Source organism: Paenarthrobacter sp. PPS72, assembly GCF_048537125.1.
In the GTDB taxonomy this organism is placed as follows: domain Bacteria; phylum Actinomycetota; class Actinomycetes; order Actinomycetales; family Micrococcaceae; genus Arthrobacter; species Arthrobacter nitroguajacolicus_E.
Genome location: NZ_JBLYIE010000008.1, coordinates 24348 through 38810 on the forward strand (window position 1 = coordinate 24348; position 14463 = coordinate 38810).

Below are 14463 nucleotides of genomic sequence, written 5' to 3' on the forward strand. Positions count from 1 at the left end.
CTGGCGCTGACGCGTCTGTACGTTCCGCATTTTGATAGCGGCCCGACCCCTCCCGGTCGGGCCGCTCTCGCGTTAACCTTTCTCCCGGAAGAACGGCATGAACACCACAGATAACCTGATCCCACGCCCCTCACACGTGGCACTCCTGGGCGGACCGGCTTTCACGCTCGAAGCCACCGCCCGGATCACCGCTTCCGATGCCGCTGCACCTGTGGCCGAGCAGCTTGCCTCGCTGCTGCGCCGCGGCACCAGCCTCGAATTGCCCATGGTTCAGGACTCAAGCCCGGGCGACATCGTGCTGGAGCTGGAGGAGACGCTCGACGGCGGTCAGGAAGCCTATACGCTCAACGTCACCGACACCGGCATCCGACTCACGGCATCCACACCCTCGGGACTCTTCAACGGAATCCAAACGCTCCGCCAGTTGTTCCCGGCCGCCGTTGAAGGCACTGACTCAAGCGAGCAAACCTGGGTGATTCCCGCCGTCGATATTGTGGACGCTCCGCGGTTCGCCTACCGCGGCCTCATGCTGGATGTCGCCCGAAGCTTCTTCACCGTAGAAGAGGTGAAGGAACAGATCGATGTCATGACGCAGTTCAAGCTGAACGCCCTGCACCTGCACCTCACCGATGACCAAGCGTGGCGAATCGAAATCCACGAGCCTGCGAACAACCCGTCCGGGTTGCCTTACGCCAATCTGACTGCGATCGGCGGACAAGGTGCGGTTGAGGTCCCCACAGCGATGCCGGCGAGGGGGCGCGAAGGGTTTTACACGCAGCAGGACTTCCTCGATATCCAGGCCTACGCCGCCAGCAAGAACGTGCTGGTGATACCGGAGATCGATCTCCCCGGCCACGTCAACGCAGCCCTCGCCGCGATCCCGCAGCTGAACCCGGACGGCCAAGCCAAGCCGATGAGCACCACCGCGGAAGTGGGCTGGTCCACCCTTACCGCGGGCTTGCCCGCCACGTACGAGTTCGCCCGGGAGGTCCTCGGGCAGATCGCTGCCATCACAGTGGGCCCTTACCTTCACATCGGGGGTGACGAAGCGAAGGTAACCGAGCATGACCACTACGTTGCCATGGTGCGGCAGTTCGTTCAGATCGGTGCCGAGACCGGCAAGGCCGTAGTGGGCTGGAACGAATTCGCGGCCGCCGAGCTTCCCGGGGGCGCCGTGATCCAGTACTGGCACGGCGATTTCGGTCCGGTGATGCGTCAGGCGGAAAACAATGCTGCCATGGTCCTCATGTCCCCCGCGAACAAGACCTACCTGGACCAGAAGTACGGCTCGGACAGTCCTATCGGCCTGGAATGGGTGGAAGGCGGACCCTTTGATTGGGCCGACTACTACAACTGGGATCCGGCCCAAGGCGGCCTCAAGGACCACCAGATCCTGGGCGTCGAGGGTGCATTGTGGTCCGAGACCGTCCGGGACAACCAACAGGCCCAATGGCTCCTGTACCCACGGGCCGTTTCCTTGGCGGAAGTCGCTTGGTCGGGTCAGGAGGTCCGCAACGCAGGTGACTTCCGACGTCGGCTGGGCGCCTTGGGCGAGCGGCTCGCCAGGCAAGGCGTCACCTTCCAGGAGGCGCCCGACGTCGAGTGGTCCGCGTCGTCGATCTGGCCGTTTCCCGACGCTGCACCGTCGTCCCCTCCCAAGTACGGAACAATTGAGGCATGAGCGAGCAAAACGAAGCCCAGTGGCACGACGAACCCACCGACTACGGGCAGATCGGTAAGCTCCCCAGGACTGAAGCTGCGAGTGCGCAGGACACTGCGCCGCCAGCGAGCGTCATCGGATCCCTGAACATCACCGCGGCTGCGGCAGATCCCGAGTTGCTGGACCTCCCGTGGCACATCGCCCTGGAAGACTGGCCCGCCGAGAACCTGGCCGCGCTCCCCCGCGGTATCTCCCGGCACATCGTGCGTTTCGCGCACTTGGGTGGCTCCGTTATTGCCATCAAGGAAACGTCGGAGCACGTTGCCCGCCACGAGTACCACATGCTGCGGAAGCTGGCCCGGCTGGACGTTCCTTGCGTGGAACCGGTGGCAGTCATTACGGGCAGGACCACCGCGGACGGCAGGCCGCTGAACCCGGTGCTGGTCACGCGGCACCTGAAATTCTCCATGCCGTACCGCGCGCTGTTCTCCCAGATGCTTCGCAAGGACACACTGACGCGCCTCATAGACGCCCAGGCGCTATTGCTGGTGCGCTTGCACCTCGTCGGCTTCTACTGGGGTGACGTTTCCTTGTCCAACACGTTGTTCCGCCGTGATGCCGGCGCCTTTGCCGCTTACCTGGTGGATGCTGAAACGGGCGAGCTCTACCCGGACCTCTCCATGGGCCAACGTGAATACGACCTCGAAATCGCCCGCGTGAATATCGCCGGTGAACTGATGGACCTGTTGGATGGCGGGCTCATTGAGGAAAAGGTGGATCCTGTAGCCACCAGTGAACTGATCATGGACAGCTATAGGCGCCTTTGGACCGAGCTGACGGAGAAGGAGTCCTTCGAGCTTGGCGAACGGTGGCGCGTTGGTGCGCGCATCCGCCGCCTCAACGAGCTCGGCTTTGACGTGGAAGAGTACGCCATCAAGACCACGGCGGACGGATCCACCATTCAGCTCCAGCCAAAGGTTGTCGACGCCGGCCACCACCAGCGTCGCTTGCTGCGCCTTACCGGACTGGACGCCCAGGAGAACCAGGCCCGTAGGCTCCTTAATGACATGGACCAGTTCCGCGCGGACAACAACCCGGACTTGGACGAGGAAATCAGCGCCCACATCTGGGTCAGCCAGATCTTCGAACCCATTGTGCGTTCCATCCCCCGGCACTTGGCCGGGAAGCTGGAGCCCGCGGAAGTGGTGCATGAGGTCCTGGAGCACCGCTGGTACATGAGCCAGAAGCAGGACAGGTACGTCCCCCTGGCCGAGACCGTTCAGTCCTACTTGGACACGGTGCTGCAGCACCGCCGCGACGAGGCAGCCATCATGCTGAACCCTGACACTGAACTTCTCAAGATCCTTGAGGTGGAGGTAGAAGAATCCGGCCGGTACGACGACGAGGACGAGTACCCGGACGCCGACGACTAGTGGGATTGGGAGCCTTCTAGATAGCCTTGCCCGGGTTCAGAATCCCCTGCGGATCGAACAGTTCCTTGATCCGCCGCTGCAACTCCCGTACGGGCTCGGGCTGCTCCAGGCCAAGCCACCGCAGCTTGTACTGGCCCACGCCATGCTCACCGGTGATGGTGCCGCCCATGTGGAGGCCGACCCGGATGGATTCGTCCAGGGCGGCATTCAGCCTTTTCAAAGCCTCCGCATCGGTGGCTGGGTCTACCCTGTCCATCCAGAAGGTGGGGTGCAGGTTGCCGTCTCCAGCGTGGGCTACTACTTTGAGCCGTACCTGGAACCGGGCGGCCATCGCTTCGAGCTCAGTCACGAAATCCACGAGTCGCGAGCGCGGGACGGCGATGTCTTCGCCCACCCTGAATTCGTCGTCCACTTCGACGCCGCGGCTGTTGCGTCGCATTTCCACCAGCATTTCGGCTTCGGCGCTGACTTCCGTGGTGACAGTGGCGCCGCCTTCTGCGAGGACCTGCCGGACGACGTCGGCCTCCGCCGCGGCACCGAAGCCGTCGGTCTGGATCAAAAGCAAGGACTTGCCACGTTCTTGAAGGTCACCGCCATGGAGTTCGTCCAGCTGGACAAGGGTGCCGTTGTCCAGGAGTTCCATGATGGCGGGCTGAACCCGGGCCTTGCCCACGGCGAGCACCCCGGCGGCGGCACTGCGGAAGTCCTGGTAGAAAGCGGCGATGGTGTGCACCTCGCGGGGCAGGTACTTCAGCCGAACGGTCACGCCCACCACGATCCCGAGTGTTCCTTCAGACCCTACAAGCAGGGCAGTCAGGTCGTAGCCGGCAACACCTTTGAAAGTCTGGTGGCCGGTGTGCATCAACGAGCCATCGGCCATGACAACATCCAGTGCCAGCACGGAGTCGCGCGTTACACCGTATTTGGCGCAGCGCAGTCCGCCGGCGTTCGTGGCCACGTTGCCGCCGATGGTGGAGATTTTGTAGCTCGCCGGATCCGGCGCGTACATCAGCCCGTGTTCGGCCGCGGCGGTGTTCAAGTCCGCGTTGATGACGCCGGGTTCCACCACGGCGGTCTCGTCGTCCGGATTGAGGTCCAGGATCCGGTTCATGCGTTCCAGGCTCAGGACAATGCAGCCGTTTGTGGCGTGCGCTCCCCCGGAGACACCGGTTCCAGCACCCCGGGCGACGATCGGAACCTGATGCGCCGCACAGCTGCGGACGATGTGTTGCACGTCCTCCACGGACTCGGCCCACACCACAGCAACGGGCAGGTGCCTCTCCAGGAGGGGACCTTGATCCGCGGAGTACACGGTGAGGGTTTCTTCATCGTCCGCCACTTGCCCGGCCCGGAGCCCGTCCGACAATTCCTGCAGGAACACCCATTGCCCGGCCGTCTGCCGGGCCTCTTTGGAATGCCCCACCGTGCGTTCCTTGATGCTTTTCCCTGATGTTCCGGCGATGACCGTTTCGTCCGACAAGGCTTTCCCTCCACATGAGCACCGCGGACACGCCAAACCGACAGTCTTCGCAGCTTTTCTGTGCTCACAGTCTAGCCAGCGCGGCTTTGCCCCATCATCACCAGCTCCCCTTACCTGGCAGGAAGGGCAGTTCCCGGCAGTGACCAGATTCCTGCGGAGATACCTTCAGAGCGGAGGCAAACACTGTCGACGCCGGATGGCCCGGCAGTTGCCGACGTCACCGTTCCGGACTGGTGCAGCGGCGGTGCCAACAGCGCTTCAAGCTGCGCGCCGCTAAGAACTGAGTTGTCGAGGACCACATCGGCTGTGTCCCTTGCGACGAATACCAGCACTGACGAATCCGATGCTTCCCGCACGAAGATCATGGCCCCACCTTCGGCATGCAACCATCGCACCCCACCGTCAGTCAGAGCGGGCAGTTCCCTGCGGAGCCGGGAAAGGCGTGAATAGAGGGGGCGGAGGTCGTTACCCACGCGTTCATTCCCGGCCCACGGCATGGGAGTCCTGGAGTCCTCTCCGTTGAAACCTTCGAATCCAAACTCATCGCCGGCAAAAAGGACCGGAACTCCCGGCAGGCAGAAGGTGAGCACCGCGCCCACTTCCGGGCCGCCGTCGATCATCACCGTCGCTGCCCGCGCTGTGTCGTGGGTGTTGAGGGCGTTCATGTTGTTTTGTCGCACACCCCAGCTAAATCCCGCAGAGAGGTCCTGATGCGTAGCGAGGAATCCTTCAGCGGAGATCCTGTTGGGCCCGGACTGGGGCGATCCAAAGAAGTTCACGTTCGGAGCGTCTTTCGCGAGCCAGGACCACAGCGGCCGGGTGAGATTGGAGTACGTCATGGCGCCCTGCCAGTGTTCACCCGTGACATCCGGCGCCGCGTCGGACGTGGACTCAGCGAGCAGGGCGGCGTTCGGGTTGATTTCGCGCACGCGCCCGGCGATGAGCCGGGCAACATCATGGTTGAGGTCCACAGCACCAAGGCGACCGGTCATATTGCCGACGTCGATCCTCCAGCCGTCCAGGTTGAATGGCGGTTTGAGCCAGCGGGCCACCACGGAATCATCGTCGGTCACGAATCGCCGCCGAAGGGCATTGGAGGACCAGTTGAACTTGGGCAGTGACGGCACACCCCACCACGACTCGTAGCTGGAGTGGTCCGGGCTGAAGTAGTAGTAGCCGGCTTCCTCGGAACCGGGGTCGGCGAGCGCTTTGATGAACCACTCGTGGGCAGCGCCGGAGTGGTTTGCGGTGAGGTCTCCGATGACGCGAATGCCACGGGCGTGCGCAGCTTCCACCAGGTCCACCAGTGCCTGGTCGCCACCAAGGAGCGGGTCCACGGAATCGAAAGTGGACGCGTCGTAGCGGTGGTTGGAGCGTGCAGGGAAGAAGGGCGTCAGGTACAGGACATCCACGCCTAATTCCTGCAGGTGGTCCAGTTTGGACGTGATCCCGGGGAGGTCGCCCCCATAGAGCTGGGTGGAGGCTTCCTCGCCCGTCCCCATTACCGGAGTGTCCCAGGAACACTCACTGGCCCAATCGGGAGTGGGGTGACCATCGGCTTGGGCAGATCGCGCGAACCGGTCCGGGAACACCTGGTACATGGTGCCCTTCCGCAGCCACTCCGGAGCCGGGGCAAACGCCGTCAGCCTGAAGTCTGCTGCATCCGAAACGTCCCGGGCGAACAGGCCTTGGGCGTTGAGGTTCCAGTAACGGCGCCCCACGGTGCTGCCAATCACTGCACCGCCGGGCGACGTGCCGGCGGCAGCACCGGCGTCGTTCGCTTCAGTGACTTCGAGCAGGAAGCGGTACTTGGCCACGGGATTCACCACGAGCATGGCCGCTTCCCACCAGTCCCAGCCAGCTGCCGCGCCGAGCCGGATGGCGGCGTCGTAGCGCGGCTCGCCGTCCTGGACCGAACGGACCCAGACTTTCGACGCCGGACCCCACCCCTGCGGGACACGGATCCGGAGGCGCAGGGTATCGCCAAGGGACACCTCAGCGCCTGTTGTGGACACGAAGAGGGGTGAGCCGTCGTGGTGCGGAAGGGCGATGGGCATGGTTAGCCTTTCACTGATCCGGCGGTGAGGCCGCTGACGATGTACTTCTGCAGGAACAGGAACAGTGCCATGACCGGGATCGCAGCGATCACCGCCCCTGCGGCGAAGACGCCCCAGTTCTCTGAGCGCTGCTGGGCCACGTAGGAGTAAAGCCCGACGGCGAGTGTCTGGCTGTCCGGATCGGTCAGGACCACGCTTGCGATGACGAACTCGCTGGAGATGCCGATGAAGGCCAGGAGTCCCACAACCGCCAGGATGGGCGTAACCAGGCGCAGGATGATGCCGAAGAAGATCTGCACGTGACTGGCGCCATCGATCTTGGCGGCCTCATCCAGTGACTGGGGGACCGTATTGAAGAACCCGTACATCAGGTAGGTATTCACTCCCAGCGCGCCACCGAGGTACACCATGATCAGGCCAAGCTGGCTGCCCAGCCCCAAGGCCGGAATCACTTGTGAGATCCCGCTGAGGAGCAGGAAGATCGCGACGACGGCCAACAGTTGCGGGAACATCTGCAGCAGGAGGAGGGTCAGGAGTCCCATTCGACGGCCCTTGAAGCGCATGCGGGAGAACGCGTACGCGGCCATGGCGCCCAGGAAGACCGTAGCGGCGGAGGTTACGGTACCCACCACCAGGGTGTTCACGAACCAGCGGCCGAAAGGTCGGGTGGAGTCGCTGAAGAGTGCCACGAAGTTGCCTGTGTCAAACCTTGAGAACAGCCCGTTGGACCCCACCAGGGTGCCGTTGGAATCCAGGGCCGCGGACAGGACATAGAGGAGCGGGAACACCGCGAAGATCGTGGTGACCACACCAACCACATGCCGCCAGCCTTTGTCCTTGAACCACACCCCAAAGGGACGGCGCTTGGGCGCCAGCGGCGAAGGGCCGCCGTTGAACGTTGTTTCCTTGGTGGAGGCGAGTGTTCGTACGCTCATCAGTTCACGTCCTCGAGTGCTTTGGTCTGCTTGAAGCTGATGGCCGAGATAGTGGCCACGATGATGAAGATGATGATGGCGAGAGCACTGGCCAGGCCGTAATCGCGCCCTGTTCCCTGGCCGAACGCCACCTTGTAGACCAGCGTGATCAGGATGTCGGTGGATCCGATATCGCGGTCGGTGTCCGCAAAGCGTGGCCCACCGCCGGTGAGCATGTAGATGACGTTGAAGTTGTTGAAGTTGAAGGCAAAGGAGGAGATCAGTAGCGGTGCCACCGAAACCAGAAGCAGGGGCAACTTGATGGAGCGGAATACCCGCCAGGCCGAGGCACCATCCATACGGGCTGCCTCGTCGATTTCGGATGGCAGCGACTGCAGGGCACCGGTGCAGACCAGGAACATGTACGGGAACCCAAGCCACACATTGACTACCAGCACGCTGACCTTGGCCAGGACAGGATCGGTAAGCCAACCGATATTTGCGCCGCCCAGCAATGTTTGGTTCAACCAGCCGAACTCCGGGTTAAGGATGCCGGACCACACCAGACCGGACAGGAACGCGGGGAAAGCGTAGGGCAGGATCATCAGGATCCGGTAAGCCTTCTTGCCCCGGAGGTCCTCGCGGTTAAACGTCATGGCCAGGAAGAGGCCCATCACGAAGGTCAAGGCGACCGATGCGATGGAGAAGGTGAATGTCCAGAGGATCACGCCCACCAGTGGACCCCGGAGGCTGGGATCCGTGAAGGCCCGGACGAAGTTGTCCATGCCTACATCGATTTTCCAGCCCGTGGCCAGGGTCTCTCCCTTGGCATCGGCAAAGGCGCCTTTGCCGTTATCGCGGTACTCGATGCCTGTCCCGGTATCCGTAAAGGTGTCCGTGGTTGCGTCGTAGCTGAGTGCCGGTTTGAACTGGTACGCCGTGCTGCCATCTGCCGTACGCAACGTACCGTCAGCTGGATCGTCCGACACCGGGACCGCGATTTTCAGGATCTCCTGCTGGTTTGCCACGATCTCCTGGAATTTCAGCGTCTGGTAGCCGGGGAGGGCGTTGGCTTTGCCCGTCGAGTCCTTGCCCGCGTTCGGGGCCTCGGCCAGCGGATCTTCGCTGCTGCCAAGTTGCGCCTTGCCGTTTGGATCGGTGAACAGCAGATAGAACCCGTTGTCCTTGGTGAGCACCGATGCCTTGTAGGCAGGCGAATCCGGAACGCGCTTCTGCGCCGTCAACTGGATAGCGGAGATGGCATCGTCCTTGGTGCTGTTGTGCCCATCGCCGTAGTTGGTGAAGGCGATGTAGCCGCTGAACACCACCACCAGGACTTGGAACACCAGCAGGAACAGGACCCCCGGAGCCAGGTACTTGGCCGGCAGCCCGCCCTTGCGGAGATAGATCCAGTTGATGGCCAGAACCACAACTGACGACACCGCCAGCGCCGCCCAGGACTGGCTGAGGAAAAGCATCATCAGGACATACACCGCGAAGGCGTCCACAAGCCCCAGCAGGACAACCTTGAGGATGGTGCCCTTGAGGGAATCCGGATGGCGTGCAGGTTTGCCTGAGCGTGCGGACTTTGCCGGGCGGCGGGCGCTGCTGCTGGAAGGTTCGGCCGGGGTCGTTTGGCCCTGGGTGTCCGGCAGTTCGCGGAGATCTGGTTTTGGCATTGTGGATCCTTGGGTAAAGCGGTTGGCGGCAGGCAGGGCCGGGCAGTGGGGTGCTGCCCGGCCCATGGCAGACCGGTGGAATTATCCTGTTGCGGTGTTAGCCGCCGATCTTGGACTTGATGCTGTCGGCCATCTTGGTCCACGCCTCCGCCGGATCACCCTGGCCCTTGATGATGGCCAGTTCGGTGGCACCCCAGTCGGCCCATACCGCACTCATCTCAGGGATGGCCGGCATGGGAACGCCCGTGGCACCGATCTTGCCGAACGCTTCCACGACGGGATCACTGGCGGCCTTGTCGAAGGACGCCTTGAGGGCAGGGGGACGTCCGCCTGCTGAATACATGGAGTCCTGTGCTGACTCGGAGGTGAGGTAGTTCGTGACGAACTCGTTGGTGGCCAAGGCGTTGGCGCTCTTGGCGCTGATGAAGAAGCCGTTGACGCCGATGAACGGCTGGGCAGGCTCGCCGCCGGCGGTGGGCAGTTCATCCACGGAGAACTTGATGCCCTTCTTCTGAACATCCGGAACGTTCCACGGGCCCGTCAGGAAGTAGGGGGACTCGCCGGCCAGGAACTTCTCCTTGGCGATGTCGCCTGTGATGTTGGAGTTGATGATCTTCTCACCGGCATCACCCCAGGCGGCCAGCTTCCTGGCAAATTCGACGCCGGCAGCGTCACCGATGAGGAGCTGCTTGGCGTCATAGCCGCCGTCGGCGTTCTTACCGAAGACCTGTGAGCCCATGGAGGACTGCAGCGGGTAGAGGTGGTAGGGGTCGCCCTGCTTCGGGTCCATGCCCACCAGGAACGGGAAAGCGGCTTTACCCTCGGCCACGGCCTTCTTGCCGTTGGCCACTACTTCATCCAAAGTGGCAGCCTTGCTGTCCACGATGCTGGTGTTCCGCAACAGGGCGATGTTCTCGATGGCGTACGGGACGCCGTAGACGGCGCCGTTGTACGTCATGGCCTTGATGGAGGAATCCTGGAACTGTCCGGCTTTGTCGCCCAGTTCGACGGGGGCAATGACACCGTTTTGGACGAACTTTCCAATCCAGTCGTGAGGTCCAACAATCAAATCCGGGCCTTGGCCGGTAGGTACCTGGGTGATGAAGTCGTCACGCACCGCCGCGAAGTCCTTAACCACGAGCTTTACCTCGATGCCGGTATCGGACTTGAATTTCTCGGTGATGTCCTTCAGCGCCGGGGAGCGCTCAGCGTCCACCCACATGGTGATCACCCCGGCTCCTGCAGCCTTAAGATCCGGTTTTACTGCTTCTGAGCTGGGCGCGGTGGAGGCGCTTCCACCGCAGGCGCTCAGAGCCAAGGCTGCGGCCACGGAGATCGCCCCGGTGGCGAAAACACGCCGGGTAGTGTGAGTCGCGAGGGTATTGTGCACCTTCATTGGTGTCCCTTTCGTTCTTCTTTTCTTCGACGGCGGAGCTCTGAAACCCCTCACATCGCCGGTGACATGGCTCACAACTGCAAGCGCTTCCACACACTACAGGGAAGAACATGAATTTGAAAAGCCCACCCTCACCCAAGGCTCTAAAGACAGCACCCTTAGGACTGGAAGCGTTTACAACCCGGGGAATTCTCTTCTACGATGAGTCCATGTCCGTTGATTCATTGCTCTCGGTTGCGACCCACGAGCCCACTGCAGCTTTCACGCATCTGACCCCGGTCCATGACGCCTCAATGGCGCACGGATGGTGGCGTTCGGCTGTGATCTACCAGATCTATCCGCGGTCCTTTCGCGACCTCAACGGTGACGGCGTAGGAGACTTGGCGGGCATCACCGCCGAACTACCCCAGTTGGCTGCGTTGGGGGTCGACGCCGTGTGGCTGTCACCGTTCTACCGCTCACCCCAGCGGGACGCAGGTTACGACGTCAGCGATTACTGCGACGTCGATCCGCTCTTCGGCACCCTGACCGACTTTGACGCCCTCATCGCCGAGGCCAACAGGCTGAACCTGCGCGTCATCGCGGACCTCGTCCCCAACCACTGTTCCGACCAGCACGTCGCCTTCCAGGCAGCGCTTGCTGCGGGCGCCAACAGTGCGGAGCGGGACATGTTCATCTTCCGGGACGGCCAAGGAACAGACGGCAACGAGCCGCCCAACAACTGGCAATCGCACTTCGGCGGCCCGGCATGGACACGCGTGATCGAACAGGACGGTCAGGCAGGCCAGTGGTTCCTGCACCTCTTCGACTCCTCGCAGCCGGACTTCAACTGGGACAACCCTGCCGTCCACGCCGAATTCGAACGCGTCCTCCGCTTCTGGCTGGACCGCGGAATCTCCGGCTTCCGTGTGGACGTTGCCCACGCCCTGGTCAAGGCTGCGGGCCTCCCCAACTGGGGTGGCCGCGCAGACGGCAACAGCTCAGAGGGTTTCCCCGGCCAGGATGCGCCCATGTTCGGCCAGCCTGCCCTGCACGATATCTACCGCCGCTGGCGCTCCATCCTGGAAGAGTACGGACCGGACCGCATCCTCTGCGCCGAAGCCAACGTGGACCCGCTCCCGCGGTTGGCGCAGTGGGTCCGACCCGACGAAATGCACCAGGCCTTCAACTTCCCCTACCTGCATGCAGGGCTGGACGTGAACCGCCTCCGCCACATCATCACGGACTCGCTGGTGTCGTTGGACGCCGTGGGCGCCCCCAGCACCTGGGTGCTGTCCAACCATGATGTTGTCCGGCACGTTTCACGATTCGGCTACGACGGACCGGGACCCCGCGACGGCGACGGCATCGGCCCCGACGACACGCAGCCCAACGAAGAACTCGGACGACGCCGGGCTGCCGCGGCCACCATGTTCATGCTCGGGCTCCCTGGCGGCGCCTACCTCTACCAAGGCGAAGAGCTGGGCCTTCCCGATTCCTCCAGTATTCCCGGCAGCATGCGCCAGGACCCCACGTTCGCCCGAACCGGCGGAGCCCGCATCGGCCGTGACGGGTGCCGTGTACCGCTCCCCTGGCGTTCCTCCGAACCCCACTCCGGGTTCGGTAACGGCATGGACCCCTGGCTGCCCCAGCCCGAGTCCTGGCCCGCACTGGCGAGGGACAAGCAGGAGGCAGATCCGGCGTCGCACCTTAACCTTTACCGCCGGATGCTTGCGCTCCGTGCCACCCACCGACTCGGTGAAGGATCACTGGCCTGGGTGGAGGACTACTGCAGCGGCACCTCGCTGGCCTACCTGAACGGCAACACCTTGGTGATCATGAACGTCGGGGTTGAGCCGATGCCACTTCCGGCAGGCGAAACCATCCTCCGGAGCTCCGCTGCGGGCGGCAACGATGCACCAAACGCTGATCTGCCCGGCGCTGATCTACTAGGCGCTGATCTACTAGGCTCGGGGGAGACAATCTGGCTCAAAGCCAGCTAACTTTTCCACCAAGGAGCAGCATGACCGGCATCAAGGACGTAGCCGAGCGAGCAGGCCTGTCCGTTGCCACGGTCTCACGGGCGCTGAGCGGAAAGGGCAACGTCTCCCCTACCAGCCGGGAGCGTGCCCGGGCCGCAGCTGCCGAGTTGGGATTCGTGCTGTCCTACCACGCGTCGAGCCTGGCCTCGGGTCGCACCCACAATGTCGGCTTGGTGGTTCCCTCGGTCCATCGCTGGTTCTTTTCAGCGGTGATCGAGGGCGCCTCAGCGGCGCTGCTCGAGGCCGGCTACGACCTCACCCTGTACAACATCGGCAAAAACCCTGAGCACCGGCAGAGCGTCTTCAGCGACTTCCTGCTTCGCAAACGGGTGGACGCGGTCATTGCAGTATCGCTGGAACTCAGCGAAGACGAAATCGAGCAGCTTCATGCGGTACACCGCCCTATTGTCGGCATCGGTGGCCCCTTGCCCGGAGCCTCGACCATCAGGATCGACGACTCCGGAATCGCACTGAAGGCCACTAACCACTTACTGGGCCTGGGCCACACCAAGATTGCGCACATCACTGGTCACGAAGCCTACGACCAAGACTTCCACCTGCCAGGAACCCGCCGCAGCGGTTTTGAAAAAGCAATGAACGACGCCGGCTGCCCGGTCAGGCCCGAATGGATCGTTTCGGCGGACTTCACGATAGAAGGCGCATACGCGGCAGCGCGGCAACTGCTGGCCAGTGCCCCTGAACGCCCGACTGCTGTTTTCGCAGCGTCCGATGAGATGGCGATCGGCACCATCCTCGCAGCCCGTGACTTCGGCCTGCGGATTCCTGACGACATCTCGGTCATGGGCATCGACGGGCATGACCTCGGCAATGTCCTTGGCCTGACAACCATTGACCAGGACGCCAAGGGCCAGGGTGCCTTGGCTGTCCGGACCCTGCTGGGTGCCATCAACAACGGGCTGGTGTTGGAACCTGCCGATACTGAGCACCCCACCAAGCTCGTTGTGCGGACCAGTACCGCTGTACCCAGGGCCGGCATCTCCTAGAATTCCCCTATGGCAGTATCGGCCACCAACGTGATAATGGCATCGCCCGACCTTGCGGCCGCGCGCTCCTGCCACTGGGTGTCCGTTTGCCGGCGCGCGGCGTCCAGTGTCTCCACATAGGCCATCAGCGTATCTGCGAGCATCTCCGGCCGGACAGACCTCAATAGGGGCCAGTCACTTACATGGAGCCTACGGATCCTAGCTAGGCAACTGCTCCGCCCATGAACCTCACGTAGCACTCAAGGACACGAGGCCAACCTTCGGCGTAAGACGCGCGCGAGGCCGCGGGGTCTTCGGCTCCCTCCCAACCGTCGTGGACCAGGCGAACTTCCGTGCCTTCCTCCACAGCACGGAAAGCTACACGGATTTCGGTGGACCACAGAGGCGTGCTCGCCGGGTACCAACTGGCGTGGAAGGACAGCGGTGGCTGCCAATCGTCGATTGTTCCCCACACGGAGGTGCGGCCATCATCTGCTGTCTGCAGGATCAGGTTCTCTTCAAACTCAACATAGGATCCCTCGCCGAAGACACTCTCCTGTTCCAGCGGCCACCAGAGGTGCGGGTGATCCGTGAAGCCTTGAAAGGCATGGGAGACGTTCGTGGGGACAACGACAGTGATGATGAGGGGCTCCAGGGCATCGTTATCCTGTTGGGACGGCTCTGGACCCGACTCGGGGTGGCTGAAGAGGTTTTCCATGACCACCAACTCTACCGGTGGCAGGAGGCGCACACATTGGTTAAAACAGACTGTTAAATGGAAAGAGCCCCGACCATCGTGGTCGGGGCTCTTCTCAATTTATGTCCGGCGGTGTCCTACTC

General features: G+C 62.9%; 11 protein-coding genes. 4 read left to right on the forward strand and 7 right to left on the reverse strand.

All coding sequences use genetic code 11. From position 1 onward, the window contains the following. Positions 1-97 precede the first annotated feature (97 nt). Together ACLRGI_RS05365 and ACLRGI_RS05370 are read left to right on the forward strand one after the other, a co-directional pair. Entirely contained in the window at positions 98-1681 is a 1584-nt protein-coding gene (locus ACLRGI_RS05365; protein ID WP_419200624.1) for a beta-N-acetylhexosaminidase, read from the forward strand. After that, positions 1678-3093 (forward strand): DUF4032 domain-containing protein, encoded by a 1416-nt coding sequence (locus tag ACLRGI_RS05370; RefSeq protein WP_090826285.1) that lies wholly within the window; start codon positions 1678-1680, stop codon positions 3091-3093. Before ACLRGI_RS05365 ends, ACLRGI_RS05370 begins: the two co-directional genes overlap by 4 nt. Before the next feature lie 16 nt (positions 3094-3109). Here the strand turns inward: ACLRGI_RS05370 and ACLRGI_RS05375 are convergent, their stop codons facing one another. From ACLRGI_RS05375 to ACLRGI_RS05395, 5 genes are all read right to left on the reverse strand, one after another. Next, positions 3110-4573 (reverse strand): FAD-binding oxidoreductase, encoded by a 1464-nt coding sequence (locus tag ACLRGI_RS05375; protein ID WP_419200625.1) that lies wholly within the window; start codon positions 4571-4573, stop codon positions 3110-3112. A gap of 110 nt (positions 4574-4683) precedes the next feature. Next, the gene (locus ACLRGI_RS05380) at positions 4684-6630 is read right to left on the reverse strand and encodes a glycoside hydrolase family 13 protein (protein ID WP_419200626.1); all 1947 of its coding nucleotides are present in this window, start codon (positions 6628-6630) and stop codon (positions 4684-4686) included. Between the two features lie 2 nt (positions 6631-6632). Continuing rightward, positions 6633-7565: a sugar ABC transporter permease gene (locus ACLRGI_RS05385; protein ID WP_419200627.1), complete on the reverse strand. Its 933-nt coding sequence runs from the start codon at positions 7563-7565 to the stop codon at positions 6633-6635. Continuing rightward, the gene (locus ACLRGI_RS05390) at positions 7565-9223 is read right to left on the reverse strand and encodes an ABC transporter permease subunit (RefSeq protein ID WP_419200628.1); all 1659 of its coding nucleotides are present in this window, start codon (positions 9221-9223) and stop codon (positions 7565-7567) included. Before ACLRGI_RS05390 ends, ACLRGI_RS05385 begins: the two co-directional genes overlap by 1 nt. Positions 9224-9320: 97 nt before the next feature. Then, positions 9321-10619, reverse strand: a complete 1299-nt coding sequence (locus ACLRGI_RS05395) for a sugar ABC transporter substrate-binding protein (protein ID WP_419200629.1) — start codon at positions 10617-10619, stop codon at positions 9321-9323. Between the two features lie 209 nt (positions 10620-10828). Between ACLRGI_RS05395 and ACLRGI_RS05400 the strand changes: the two genes are divergently transcribed. Both ACLRGI_RS05400 and ACLRGI_RS05405 read left to right on the forward strand, forming a co-directional pair. Further along, positions 10829-12601, forward strand: coding sequence for a glycoside hydrolase family 13 protein (locus ACLRGI_RS05400; RefSeq protein WP_419200630.1), 1773 nt, complete (start codon positions 10829-10831; stop codon positions 12599-12601). Positions 12602-12621: 20 nt separating this feature from the next. Continuing rightward, on the forward strand, positions 12622-13644 hold the full coding sequence (locus ACLRGI_RS05405; protein ID WP_419200631.1) for a LacI family DNA-binding transcriptional regulator: 1023 nt from the start codon (positions 12622-12624) through the stop codon (positions 13642-13644). Here the strand turns inward: ACLRGI_RS05405 and ACLRGI_RS05410 are convergent. Together ACLRGI_RS05410 and ACLRGI_RS05415 are read right to left on the reverse strand one after the other, a co-directional pair. Further along, positions 13641-13787, reverse strand: a complete 147-nt coding sequence (locus ACLRGI_RS05410) for a hypothetical protein (RefSeq protein WP_419200632.1) — start codon at positions 13785-13787, stop codon at positions 13641-13643. The two genes, ACLRGI_RS05405 and ACLRGI_RS05410, sit on opposite strands and share 4 nt — an antisense overlap. A 59-nt stretch (positions 13788-13846) precedes the next feature. Beyond that, positions 13847-14341 (reverse strand): SRPBCC domain-containing protein, encoded by a 495-nt coding sequence (locus ACLRGI_RS05415; RefSeq protein WP_419200633.1) that lies wholly within the window; start codon positions 14339-14341, stop codon positions 13847-13849. Positions 14342-14463 lie beyond the last annotated feature (122 nt).

Coding starts and splice junctions, on each gene's coding strand:
- ACLRGI_RS05385 (WP_419200627.1), bottom strand. CDS start 7,565: ATGAGCGTACGAACACTCGCCTCCACCAAGGAAACAACGTTCAACGGC.
- ACLRGI_RS05365 (WP_419200624.1), top strand. CDS start 98: ATGAACACCACAGATAACCTGATCCCACGCCCCTCACACGTGGCACTC.
- ACLRGI_RS05370 (WP_090826285.1), top strand. CDS start 1,678: ATGAGCGAGCAAAACGAAGCCCAGTGGCACGACGAACCCACCGACTAC.
- ACLRGI_RS05405 (WP_419200631.1), top strand. CDS start 12,622: ATGACCGGCATCAAGGACGTAGCCGAGCGAGCAGGCCTGTCCGTTGCC.
- ACLRGI_RS05400 (WP_419200630.1), top strand. CDS start 10,829: ATGTCCGTTGATTCATTGCTCTCGGTTGCGACCCACGAGCCCACTGCA.
- ACLRGI_RS05410 (WP_419200632.1), bottom strand. CDS start 13,787: ATGCTCGCAGATACGCTGATGGCCTATGTGGAGACACTGGACGCCGCG.
- ACLRGI_RS05415 (WP_419200633.1), bottom strand. CDS start 14,341: ATGGAAAACCTCTTCAGCCACCCCGAGTCGGGTCCAGAGCCGTCCCAA.
- ACLRGI_RS05380 (WP_419200626.1), bottom strand. CDS start 6,630: ATGCCCATCGCCCTTCCGCACCACGACGGCTCACCCCTCTTCGTGTCC.
- ACLRGI_RS05395 (WP_419200629.1), bottom strand. CDS start 10,619: ATGAAGGTGCACAATACCCTCGCGACTCACACTACCCGGCGTGTTTTC.
- ACLRGI_RS05390 (WP_419200628.1), bottom strand. CDS start 9,223: ATGCCAAAACCAGATCTCCGCGAACTGCCGGACACCCAGGGCCAAACG.